Annotated in this window: 8 protein-coding genes; 3 read left to right on the plus strand and 5 right to left on the minus strand. The window is 65.3% G+C overall.

Annotated elements, in window-relative coordinates; translation table 11 throughout:
- Positions 1–9: 9 nt before the first annotated feature.
- The 5 genes from AC3WJE_RS14090 to AC3WJE_RS14110 all read right to left on the minus strand — a co-directional run bounded on the left by AC3WJE_RS14090 (position 10) and on the right by AC3WJE_RS14110 (position 6,617).
- Complete coding sequence (locus AC3WJE_RS14090; RefSeq protein ID WP_493731440.1) at positions 10–1,125, minus strand: LacI family DNA-binding transcriptional regulator; 1,116 nt, start codon at positions 1,123–1,125, stop codon at positions 10–12.
- Positions 1,126–1,307: 182 nt separating this feature from the next.
- Positions 1,308–3,371, minus strand: a complete 2,064-nt coding sequence (locus AC3WJE_RS14095) for an acyltransferase family protein (RefSeq protein ID WP_493731441.1) — start codon at positions 3,369–3,371, stop codon at positions 1,308–1,310.
- A gap of 97 nt (positions 3,372–3,468) precedes the next feature.
- Positions 3,469–4,443, minus strand: a complete 975-nt coding sequence (locus AC3WJE_RS14100; RefSeq protein ID WP_493731442.1) for an alpha/beta hydrolase — start codon at positions 4,441–4,443, stop codon at positions 3,469–3,471.
- Positions 4,444–4,582: 139 nt separating this feature from the next.
- Positions 4,583–5,953: a sensor histidine kinase gene (locus AC3WJE_RS14105; protein ID WP_493731443.1), complete on the minus strand. Its 1,371-nt coding sequence runs from the start codon at positions 5,951–5,953 to the stop codon at positions 4,583–4,585.
- On the minus strand, positions 5,946–6,617 hold the full coding sequence (locus AC3WJE_RS14110; protein ID WP_493731444.1) for a response regulator: 672 nt from the start codon (positions 6,615–6,617) through the stop codon (positions 5,946–5,948). Before AC3WJE_RS14110 ends, AC3WJE_RS14105 begins: the two co-directional genes overlap by 8 nt.
- Positions 6,618–6,695: 78 nt before the next feature.
- On the opposite strand from AC3WJE_RS14110, the gene AC3WJE_RS14115 reads away from it, so the two are divergent.
- From AC3WJE_RS14115 to AC3WJE_RS14125, 3 genes are read left to right on the plus strand one after another with little or no spacing between them, the layout of a single operon-like run.
- Positions 6,696–7,853: an efflux RND transporter periplasmic adaptor subunit gene (locus AC3WJE_RS14115; protein WP_493731445.1), complete on the plus strand. Its 1,158-nt coding sequence runs from the start codon at positions 6,696–6,698 to the stop codon at positions 7,851–7,853.
- Complete coding sequence (locus tag AC3WJE_RS14120) at positions 7,850–10,978, plus strand: efflux RND transporter permease subunit (protein WP_493731446.1); 3,129 nt, start codon at positions 7,850–7,852, stop codon at positions 10,976–10,978. Before AC3WJE_RS14115 ends, AC3WJE_RS14120 begins: the two co-directional genes overlap by 4 nt.
- A gap of 7 nt (positions 10,979–10,985) precedes the next feature.
- Positions 10,986–12,554, plus strand: a complete 1,569-nt coding sequence (locus tag AC3WJE_RS14125; protein ID WP_493731447.1) for an efflux transporter outer membrane subunit — start codon at positions 10,986–10,988, stop codon at positions 12,552–12,554.
- Positions 12,555–12,649 lie beyond the last annotated feature (95 nt).

A 12,649-nucleotide genomic window follows, 5' to 3' on the forward strand; every position in this document is an offset into this window, starting at 1 on the left:
GTGAGGGGCTCACAAAACAAGGGAAACCTGCGCGCCCGCGGCGCCAGGGTCATGCAAGAACGGAGAGGTCTGTGCCGGTGCGCCGCTGCTGGCGCGTACGCGCAAGGCCACTGCGGCGGTGACGTTGCGCGGCGGTGCATCCGGAACCTCCAGGCGTTGCAGCAGCAGGCCCGCCGCCTCGCGCCCACGTGAGCGCGGATCGGCGGCAATCGTGGTCAAGGCCGGCGTCACCAGCGCGGCTTCGGCGATGTCATCGAAGCCGGTGATCGCCACGTCGATGCCGGCACGCAGGCCATGCATGCTCAATCCGGCCATCAGCCCAAGCGCGACGCTGTCGTTGTAGCAGACGACTGCGTCGGGACGATCAGAAGCGTCGAGGTTCCCGAACAGCTGCAATGCGGCGGCCGTGGCGTCCTGGCGGACCGGTGGCGCGGCGACGACGCGCGTCGGCAATCCTGCCGCCTCCATCGCATACCGATAGCCGGCCCGGCGCTGGCGACATGCACTGGAGGCGTGATCGCCGAAGAACACGATGCGCCGGTAGCCCAATTCGATCAGGTGGCGCGTGGCCAGCCCGGCGCCGGCCTCGTTGTCGAGCGCCAGCAGGTCCCAGGGCGTACCTTCCACCTCACGATTGAACAACAGCACGTTACGTATCCGCCCCAGTGCATTGCGCAACCCGGTCGGCTCGCTGCCTTCGGCCGGCGACAGGATCACGCCGGCAGGCGCGTGTTCCAGCAGCGAGGCCAGCACCGCCCGCTGGCGCTGCGGCGACTCGCCGGTACTGCCGAGCAACGTGACGTAGCCGGCTTCGCCCAGCGCCTCGGCCGCACCGGCGGCGAATTCGGCGAAGAACGGGTTGGACAGATCGTTGATGACCAGCGCGACGCTGGACGAGGTGCGCTGGCGCAGCGCAGCGGCGGCACGGTTGTAGACGTACTGCTGGCGGTCCAGTTCGGCCTCCACCCGCGCGCGCGTGTCGGCCCGCACCAGTGGGCTGCCACGCAGCACCAGCGACACAGTGGAACGGGACACGCCGGCCGCGCGCGCCACGTCGACCAGCGTGACGCTGGCCCCCTGCCCGTCCGAGCTGCGACCAGCCGCCTTCACGCGAGACGGCGCCACGCAGACGACACGAGCAGGAGGGCGGCGCCAGGGCGCGACCTGCTTGGGAATTGATGACACGCCCTAGGCATCGGGATCAACTGGCCTGTAATTGGATCGATCCAATTAGACGTGTTCGCCCGCCAGGACGCATGCCGCACCGCAGCATTGCCGGGCCGCAGCCCGACAGGTATCCGCCCTGGTCAGCCGGCCGGCGGCGGCAGTTGCAGCAGGTGCGCCCGGAACGACGGCAGCAAGGCCCGGTTGCCGTAACCGCTGAGGTGGTCGGCGTCGAAGTACAGCGGATGCCCGTCCTGCTCGCCGGTGCACCGCGCCGGGCCGCACAACTGCGGGAACGGATCCCAGAGGCTGGCGTCCGGAAGCGCCGCGGCGATCCCCCGCAGAGCTTCCAGCGCAGGGGTGCGATAAGCCTCCATCAGCCTCCGCTCGACCGGGATCCCCCTCGCGCAGACCGGATTGCCGCGATTGAACCCATCCGAACACCGATACGGCGGTGCCAGCAACAGCGGTTTGGGCGCTTCGATCACGATCCGCACGCCGTGCTCGTCCAACGGTCGCAATTGCGCGACCGTGGCCGATACGAGGGCGGCACGGCCTTGCACGGCAGCCTGGCTGCGGATCTCGGCCAGGTTCGAGGCGAGATCGAACAGGGTGTCCTGATCGGTCAGCCGCGGCATCCTCAACCCGGGCAGGAATACCACGTCGCCGGGCCGTGCGCGTGCAAGCACGTCCCCGATCGCCGCCTGCAAATGCGCCGTGCATCCTGGATCGGGCCCCTGCCAGGCCTGCATGTCCGCGACCGCGCAACCGCCCAGGCCGTACAACCGCACCGGCACGCCATCGATCACCGACAGCCGCCGCAGCAGTTCGTTGTAGGCCAGCGCATGCGAATCGCCGATCACGAACAACTGGCGCTGCATCGTGACGGGGAGGTCGCAAGCCCTGCGCCCATAGATCCGCACCTGCATGCCGTCGACCGACTCGACCGAGGAAGCCTGCCTGCAATTCGGATATTCCTTGCGCAAGCCACGCGCGTAGGCATACCAGTCCAGCGGATGCCGGCTGACCGTACTCAGCGACGTGTACGGCTGGCTCTTGACCACCAACGACTGCAAGCCCGCCGCGAACACCAGCGCGGCGACACCGGCCAGCACCAGCCCGCCGTTGCGCCACGCGCGCGGGCCGGCGTGTCGAAGCGGCGACTCCACCCAGCGATACGACGCAGCCGCCAACGCGAACGTGAGCGCCAATGCACCCGCCTTCACCGCCAGCGAGTCGAGGCCGATGGTCCAATGCAACACCACCAGCACCGGCCAGTGCCAGAGATACAGCGAATAGGAAATGCGACCGATCGCCACCACCGGTACGGCCGACAACCAGCGCCCAACCCCATACCCGGCGTGACCATGCAGCAACGCAAGCAGGCCCAACGTCCCCAACACCGGCCAGATGCCATCGATCCAGGGCGAATGCCCCGGCCGTGCGTACCACAGGCCGTAAGCCACGATCGCCAGCGAACACAGCGCAAGCCATGTCCGCAGCCACGCGGGTATCCACGCATGCCCGCCGCGCGCGCGCAGCGTCATCCCCTGATAGAGCAGCACCCCGGCCCCGAGCTGCCAGAAGCGCGTGGTCGTCAGATAGAACGAGTCGATCTCGTGGCCCGGCACATGCGAACGCATCCACGCATATGCCAGCGACGCGGCGCTCACCAGCGCGAACAACGCCAGCGACAGTGCACGCCCGCCACGGCCACGCGTCCACGCCATGAACAGCAGCGGGAACAGAAGATAGAACTGCTCCTCCACACCCAATGACCAGGTGTGCGTGTACGGATTGAACTCGGTACGCGGCGAGAAATAATCGTTGCCGGTACTGGCCAGCACCCAGTTGCTCAGGCCGACGAACGCCATCCGCCCGGTTCTGTCACTGGTCTCGCTCAGCCAGGACTCGGGAATGAAAAGCGCACTGGCGATTGCGGTCAGCAACAGGCACACCACCAGCGCCGGCGCGATCCGACGCAGCCGGCGCGCATAGAACCGCAGCAACTCCGCCATGCCACCGACGCGCGGCAACCGATCCACCGAAGCACTGACCACGAAACCGGAGATGACGAAGAACACGTCCACGCCGGTGAACCCGCCCGGCAGCCAACGCGCATCCAGGTGATAGGCGATGACCGCCAGCACCGCGATCGCACGCAGGCCGTCGACATGCGCGAAATAACCGTTCCCCGGGCGCGACATCATCCCTATCCCCTATGGGTGGAACGTCTGTGGAGCACGTTCCCGACCGGCCGTCCTGCCGGTCACGGCCATGTGCGCTGCAACGACGTGAGGGCGGTCAGTGCGCATCGGCACCCAGCAGATACTTCAGCCCATGGATGAAACCACGCGGTGCCCCGCTCAGGTGATCCTCGTCGTTGAGGACGTCCAGCTTCAAGCGCAACGACGGATAACTCCTGGAGCGCAGTACCCGCTCCATTCTTCGAGCATCGGTCACCATGTTTTCGCTTTGAGCATAGCGGGGATCACCGGGCTTCATGTCTTCGTATTGGCCCACGTACATGTAGACCCGGGCCGGCAGATCCTTGTGGGTAGCAGCGAAAGCCGATTCCACACCGTCCATGTAATGGTCGTCATACCAGTAGGAAGGACTGCCCAGAATGTATCCGGAGAACAGCTCAGGCTCAGTCAGCAGGACCTGCGTGCCCAGCAGCGCCCCGTAGGAGTGTCCCAGGAACAGCCGTTTGCTTTCATCGGTGCGATAACGCCGTGCCACGAATGGCAGGGCCTGGTCGCGCAGATAGGTCACATAGGCAGCGCCCATGCCGTGCACCGCGCCGGCAGGAGCCGTGCTGGGTCCCTTCGATGTGGGCGTGTAGTCGCGGCGGCGGCTGGTCATGCCATCGTCGCCCTTGGCGTAGGACAGCCCCACCAGAATGAAGTCATCGATCGCCGGGCCATTGCCATTCAAACGCCGGGCGATCTGCCGGATCAGCGGAAACCCGTAGTCAGCATCGGTAACGTAGAGCACCGGGTAGCGCCGTTCCGGGCTGTCGGCGTACGACGGCGGCAAGGCGACGAATACCTGGTAATCGCGACCGGACACCGGATCGGGCACGTCCCATACCTCACTGCCGACCACTTCATAGGGTTGCCCGTTGCCCCTCTGCCCGCCCTTCGCGGTGGCTACCGCGCGTTCGGATGCGGCCTCGGCCGGCTTTTCCTGCGGTGACTTGACCACCGATTCCTTCTGCGTATCGACACAACCTGCAAGCAACAACGCAACCAACACCATCGATAGCGACTTACCCAACCTCGTTCTCCTGAATCATCGGCGCCTGCTGGCCCGGTATGCACATCGTCCAACAATCACATGCTCGTTTGTCGAATCGACATCCGCAATACCTGCAAGGACTGCAGATGCAAACGTGCCGACCGCCTATCGATGCGCCCTAGAACACCACCTCAACACGCGTACCGCCCTGCGGGTTGTCCACAATCCGCAACTGCGCACCATGCCTGTCCGCAATCTCGCGCGCGATCGCCAACCCAAGACCGCAGCCATCACCCGCGCTCGCAGGACGACGATAAAAACGCTCGATCACCAGATCCCGGTCCTCACCCGGGATACCCGGCCCGTCATCATCGACGCGCAACACCACCGGTGAAGGGCTCACGCTCAGCGTAACCACGCCTCCCGCTCGACCATAGCGAATCGCGTTGTCGACCAGATTGCCCATCAACTCCTGCAACAGATGCGGCTCGCCTGGCAGGAAAACCTCGGATTCCGGGCCGTCGTACCCCAGGTCGATATCGCGCGTCGATGCCTTGTCGACCCAGCGCTCCAGTTCGGCCCGCGCCAGGACGGCCAGGTCCACGGTCATCATCGGCAATCCGGGCTCACCGACACGCTCCGAGCGCGCCAGGGTCAGCAACTGATGCGCCACATGCTGCGAACGCGCCAGCGCAGTCAAGACGTGAGACAGCGCATCGACATGCTTCACCGGATCGGACTCGCGCAGGGCACGCTCGGTCTGTACCTGCAGCGTCGCCAGCGGCGTTCGCAGCTGATGCGCGGCATTGGCGATGAAGCGCCGCTGCGTCTCCTGAGCATCGGCAAGTTTGGCGATCAACCGGTTTATCGAATCCAGCAACGGCCGGACTTCGGTCGGCGCCTCGGCGATATCACCGACTGCCGAAAGCCCTTCCGGGCGATACGACGCCAGACGCGCGGCAATGTTGTCGACCGTGCGCAGGCTGGACGTCACTGCATACCAGATCGAAATACCGACCAGCATGATGATCAGTGTCTGCAACGGGATCACCAGCGAAAGAATATCGGTGACCAGCGACTTGCGCTTGTTCTTGGTCTCGGCGACCTGCACGATGATGGCATCGCTCGCATCGCGCGGATGCCTGGCGAGCACGGCGACGACACGGACAGGCTGCTTGTCGATCACCGCGTCGTAGAAGTGCGGCTCACCGGCGGCAAGATCAGGTGGCGCCGGCGGAAACGCCGCGTTGCGGAACACCGTCTCGCCCTTGCGTGAACGCACTTCCTCGAAGATGCGATCCACGCTGTCCCACTCGAACATCGCGATGGCCGAGTCGGACACATCCAACGTCGATCGATCGCCGTGCACACGCACCTGCTGCGCAAGCGTCATCGCCGAGTCGGTCAGCCAGCGGTCGTAGACCGAGGTACCGATCCGCTGCGCGAGCACGTAGGTTCCCAAGGCACTGGCCACCATCACCAGCAACAACGGCACCCACAGGCGGACCAGCAATCGCCGCCGCAAGCTGTGGTCGTGATGTCTATCCATTCTGTTCCAACCGATAACCCAGGCCGCGCAGAGCGCGGATACCGACGGCGGCACCGGCCGCTTCCAGTTTTCGACGCAGCCGGCTCACGAACACCTCGATCGTCGTCGGGTTGGCCTCCTGATCCCAGGTGTACAACGACTCCATCATCTGCTGCTTGCTCACCACGCGCCCCGGCCGACGCAGCAGCAATTCCAGCACCGCCAGTTCCCGTGCGGTCAGCACGATTTCCTGCCCTTTTACCGTGACCCGCTTGGATGTCGAATCGAACTCGACATCGCCGAAACTCACCGAAGCGCCCGACGAATTCCCCCTTCGCAGCAAAGCGCGGATCCGCGCTTCCAGTTCGACCAGTGCGAACGGCTTGGAAAGATAGTCGTCGGCACCGGCATCCAGGCCACGCACGCGATCCTGCAGTTCATCGCGCGCGGTGAGGATCAACACCGGTGCCATCACACCACGCTGCCGCAAACGTTTCAGCAGTTGGATCCCGTCCTCGTCCGGCAGCCCGAGGTCCAAGACCAGCAACTGGTACTGGGTCGTGGCGCAGGCGGCAACGGCAGCAGCCCCCGAATGAACCACATCGGTGGCGTGGTTGGACTGCGCCAGGGCATTCATCAGCCCATTGGCCAGTTCCAGGTCATCCTCGATCAGCAGCAGTCGCACGTGGTCGGTACCGGGCAAGGTTCAAGCAAGGTTGGGCGCCCAATCTACGCCGCACCCTGGGGCTTACTCAATCTGGTCATGACGAATTGGAGATGGGTCACACCGACCCTGCTGGTACTGGCGGCAATCGGCGTGACAGCCTGCAGCAAGCAGCATCAACCGAACACGGATGCACCACCGGCGGCGTCCGCCGGTAGCGATCCGGAGTCCGTGCGCTACCCGCGTGGCGCGCCCCAGTTGGCGATGATTCAGTCGCAGAGCATTCCCGCTTCGCCATTGCCGTTGACCGAAGTACTGAGCGGACGAGTGGCCTATGACGAGGATGTGACCGCCCGTATCGCCGTCGCGTTCTCCGGCCGCATCGTCGCGCTGCGTGCGGAACCGGGCGACACCGTCCGCGTCGGTCAGCCCCTTGCAGAAATCGATTCGCCCGACTTCGGCACCGCGCGTGCCGAGCTGGACAAGGCACGCGCCGAGGAAGCGCAGGCCCATCAGGCGCTGGAACGCGCGAAAGATCTGGTGCCGGGCGAAGCGATCGCCGCGAAGGAATGGGAGGCCGCACAAGCCGATTACGCGCAGGCCCAGGCCGAAACCGCACGCGCCTCACAGCACCTGAAGAACCTCAATCCGCACGGACTCGCCGTGCAGGGACAGCGTGTCAGCCTGGCCAGCCCGTTGAACGGCGTGGTGACCGAACGCAACGCGACGCCCGCGCTGGAAGTCGGTCCAGGCCTGGCGAGCCCGCTGTTCGTGGTCACCGACCCGAGCAGACTGTGGCTGATGATCGACCTTCCCGAAGCTCTGCTGGGCCGGGTCAAGACCGGTAGCGCGGTCGAGATCGAAAGCGATGCCTATCCGGGCGAACGCTTCACCGCCAGGATCGTGCAGATCGGCGGCGTGGTCGATCCGAGCACCCGCCGGGTGACGGTACGCGCGCGCCTGGACAACCCCGAACGCAAGCTGCTGCCGGAAATGTTCGTCCGCGCCTCGATCCTGCAGGCCAACGGCACCGGCGTGCGCGTGCCCAACAGCGCGATCGTGATCGGCGGCGTGCACGCCTACGTGTTCGTGGAGACCAAGCCCAGTGAATTCCAGCGGCGCCAGGTCGAACTGCTGACCCGCGGCAGCGATTTCAGCTACGTCGGCAATGGCCTCAGTGGTGGCGAACGCATCGTCACCAAGGGCGCGTTGCTGCTCGATGCGCAGATGGATGCAGGCGTGGACGATCCGTCATGATCGACAGGCTGATCGCGTTCACGCTGACCCAGCGTGTATTCATTCTGGTACTGGTCGCCGCGCTGGTTGGCTTCGGCGTACATGCGTTGTCGAATCTGCCGATCGAAGCGTTTCCTGACGTGCAGGACGTGCAGGTCCAGGTCATCTCGCAGATGCAGGGCCAGGCGCCGGAGGACATGGAGCGCTCGGTGACCATGCCGATCGAGCGCGAACTGGCCGGCGTGCCGCAGCTGATCAACATCCGCTCGGTCACCATGAGCGGGCTGTCGATCGTCACGCTCACCTTTGCCGACGACACCGACAACTACTTCGCCCGCCAGCAGGTGCTGGAGAAGCTCACCACCGTCGATCTGCCCAGCGGCGTGCAACCGGAACTGGCACCGCTCTCCACCGCCGTCGGCGAGGTGTATCGCTACACCATCGAGGCCCCCGGGATGTCAGACGCCGACATCCGCACGCTGCAGGACTGGACGATCCGCCCCGCATTGCGCATGACCCCCGGCGTCGCCGACATCGTCAGCTTCGGCGGCGCGATCAAGGAGTACCAGATCGAGGTCGATCCGCTTGCGCTGCGCAAATACCAGATCACGCTCGATCAGGTCAGCCGCGCGGTCGGCAATGGCAACGGCAATGCCGGCGGCAGCCTGGTCGATCAGGGCGATGCCTCGCTGGTGGTGCGCGCCAGTGGCCTGTTCACCAATCTCGACGACATCCGCAGGACCGTGATCACCGCACACGAAGGCCGCCCCATCACGGTCGGCGACGTGGCGACGGTGCGCATTGGCGAGCGTCCGCGCTTCGGCATCGTCGGCGCCGATCATCGCGACAGCATCGTCGAAGGCATCGTGTCGATGATCCGTGGCGGCAATCCGTCCAAGATCAACGCGGACCTGAAAGAACGCATCGCGCAATTGCAGACCCGACTGCCGCCCGGTGTGAAGATCGTGCCGATCTACGACCGTACCGAGCTGGTACGCCACACCGTCGGCACCGTGGCCCACAACCTGATCGTCGGCGCCTTGCTGGTGATCGCGGTGCTGGTGGTGTTCCTGTCCAGCTGGCGCGCCGCGCTGGTGGTGGCCACGGTGATTCCGTTGTCGCTGCTGTTCGCCTTCATCCTGATGAATCTGCAGGGGGTGTCGGCCAACCTGATTTCGCTGGGCGCGGTCGATTTCGGCATCATCATCGACAGCGCCGTCGTCATCGTCGAAGCCCTGATGGTGCGGCTGGCGATCAATCCGATCCAGAACGCCGATCCGGTAGCCGCCCGCACCCATCGCATGCACGTGCTGCAGCGAACGATGAGCGACATGTCGGCGCCGGTGCTGTTCTCCAAGGCCATCATCATCCTGGCGTTCGTGCCGATCTTCACCTTCCAGCGTGTCGAAGGCAGGATCTTCACGCCGGTCGCGCTGACCCTCACCTTCGCGCTGCTCGGTGCGGTGCTGCTGACCTACACGCTGCTGCCGACGCTGCTGTCGTTCCTGGTGCAGAAGCGCCCACTGGTCGAGAAGCACAAGCCCTGGCTGGAATGGTTGCAAACGCGTTACCGGCGTTTTCTCGATCTCACGATGCGCACCCCGCGTGCCACGTTGTTGTTGGCCGGGTTGCCGGTGGTGATCGCATTCCTGCTTGCACCACGACTGGGCAGCGAGTTCATGCCCAAGCTCGACGAGGGCAACATCTGGCTGACCATCACCCTGCCGACCGCCGCCTCGCTGGACACCACCAAGGCGATCGAACGCCAGGTCCGCGCCAGGCTGCTCGCCTATCCGGAGGTCAGGCACGTGATCAGCCAGGTCGGACGTCCCGACGACGGCTCCGATCCGAAGGGCCCGAACAATCTGGAGAATCTGGTCGATCTTAAACCGCGCGGTGAATGGCGCTTCTCCGACAAGGAGGCGCTGGTGGCCGACATGTCGAAGAATCTGGCGACGATTCCCGGCATCACCACCAACTTCTCGCAGGTGATCCAGGACAACGTCGAGGAATCGTTGTCGGGCTTCCGCGGCGAGATCGTCGCCAAGATCACCGGCAACAACCTGGAGATCCTTGAGGACAAGGCCAATCAGGTGGTCGATGTCATCAAGCGCATCCGCGGCGCGACCGACGTCGAGGCCACCAAGATCGGCGGGCAGACCGAACTGGTGGTCACGCCCGATCGCCAGCGCCTGGCCCGCTACGGCCTGACCATCGGCGACGTCAACGATCTGGTGACCCAGGCCATGTCCGGGGTCGGTGTGACCAGCTTCTACGAAGAGGACCGCCGCTTCGACGTGGTGGTGCGCATCGCCGAGAAGGATCGCAACAGCGCCGATGCCATCGGCCAACTGCAACTCGCGCTGCCGGACAGCACCTCGGGCAACGGCACCATCGCACTGAGCGATGTGGCCACGGTCGAAGTTCGTCAGGGTGCCGCGCGCATCCTGCGCGAAGCAGGCTCGCGCAGCGTGATCGTGAAGATGAACCTGCAAGGTCGCGACCAGGGCAGCTTTGTCGCCGAGGCGCAGCGCGTGGTGGCCGAGCAGGTGAAACTGCCATCCGGCTACAACCTCAGCTGGGGCGGCCAGTTCGAGAACTCGCAGCGCGCCGCGAAGCGCTTGATGGTGATCATCCCGCTGACCGTGCTGCTGATCTTCTCACTGCTGTTCTGGGCGTTCCGCTCGGTGCGTCTGGCCGCGCTGGTGCTGGGCATGGTGCCGTTCACCGTGGTCGGCGGCCTGGCCGCACTCGGTCTGGCGGGTTTGCACCTGTCGGTATCCGCAGCGGTGGGCTTCATCGCGGTGGCCGGCATCTCGGTCCAGAACGGCGTGATCATGGTGGAAGAAGTGATGCATCGCATGCGTCAGGGATCGCAACTGGCATTGGCCACCGTGGAAGGTGCGGTGATCCGTCTGCGCCCGATCCTGATGACCGCCTTGATGGCCGGGCTTGGCCTGTTGCCTGCCGCGCTTTCGCAGGGCATCGGCAGCGAGACCCAGCGCCCGTTCGCCTGCGTCATCGTCGGTGGCATCGTCACCGGCACGCTGTTCACGCTGCTGGTGCTGCCGCTGGCGCTGCGCCGGTTTGGAAAATTCTCCGAGCCGGACCTGACCTTCACCGCAGCCGAGCCAGGCGAGGCATAAGCGCACCATGAAATCCGCACCTGCTCTCGTCACCACCACGCTCGCGGCCGCCATCACGCTCCTGTCCGGTTGCGCGGTGGGACCGAACTACGTCCGCCCCACCCTGCCCGAGGCCAACGGCTATTCGCCCACCGCGCTGCCCGACAGCACGGTGTCATCGGCAGCCGCGCCGGCGCAGCATTTCTCTGCACAGCGCGATATCCAGGCCGATTGGTGGACGCTGTTCCAGTCATCGCAACTCGATGCACTGATCCAGCAAGCCTTCGCCGCCAACCCGGACCTGGAAGCGGCGCAGGCATCCTTGCGCGCCGCGCAGGAGAACGTCTACGCGCAACGCGGCTTCTTCTTCCCGACCTTGCAGGCCAGCTACTCGCCATCGCGCACCAAGCTCGCCGGCAACGAAGGAGGCAATTCGCCGGGCATCCAGGGCGACGGCTCGGTCATCAGCACCGGTGAAGGCACGCCTGCCAGCGACGGCGGCACCGCGCCCTACAACTCGCCGGTCATCTACAACTTCCACACCGCGCAGTTGACAGTGGGCTATGCACCGGACGTGTTTGGCGGCATTCGCCGTCAGGTCGAGTCGGCCCAGGCGGAAATGAACGCCCAGCGCTTCCAGTTCGAAGCGGCCCGAATCACCCTGGCGACGAACGTGGTCGCCGCCGCGCTCCAGGATGCCCTGCTGCGCCGGCAGATCGAGATCACCCAGGCGATGATCGACGACAACGTCGTTGCGGTCGGGCTCGCACAGCGACAACTGCAGGCCGGCTATGCCTCGCGCCTGGATCTGGCCACTCAGGAAAGCGCGCTGGCACAGGCCAGGCAGCAGTTGCCGCCGCTGCGCAAGCAGTTCGAGCAGAACCGCAATCTGATGCGCACCTTGATCGGCGCGACCCAAGAGGCAGAGGTTCCGGCGTTCGATCTGGACAGTTTCAAGCTGCCTGAAGAGCTGCCACTGAGCCTGCCATCACAGCTCATCGAGCAACGCCCGGACGTGCGCGCGGCAGAAGAACAACTGCACTCGGCCACCGCGCAGGTCGGCGTGGCGCGCGCCGCACGGCTGCCGCAGTTCTCGATCGACGCCAACTTCGGCGGATCGGCCAGCCATTTCGATCAGATGTTCTGGCCCAGCGGCCAGTTCTTCGAAGTGGTGCTCGGCATCAGCCAGTCGCTGTTCGACGGCGGCACGCTGAAGCATCGCGAACGTGCCGCGCGCGAATCGCTGCGTCAGTCGGCAGCGCAGTACCGATCGACCGTGCTGAGCGCATTCCAGAACGTGGCCGATACGCTGCAGGCGATCCACAGCGATGCCGAGGCCCTGCAAGCCGCCGATGAAACCACGACCGCGGCCAAGACCGCGCTGGACCTGACCCGCCGCCAGCACGATCGCGGCTATCTGGATCGACTGGCGCTGATCCAGGCCGAACAGACCTATCGGGAAGCCTTGCTGGGCCAGACCGAGGCCGTGGCCAGTCGTCTGGGCAACACCGCCACGCTGTTCCAGGCGCTGGGCGGTGGCTGGTGGCAGGCGGAGAACCCTCCCGAAGACAAACCAGTCCCACGCCCGGCTTCGTGAGCAACTTCGTGAGCGGATAAATTACGGGCGGCGCCGTCACCGGCCCGCCCGTAGAAAAAACAATCGCAGCGCTTTCATCCGCATCCGTCGCGGGA

The sequence above is a fragment of the Pseudomonas sp. GW821-FHT07E12 genome, assembly GCF_058986605.1.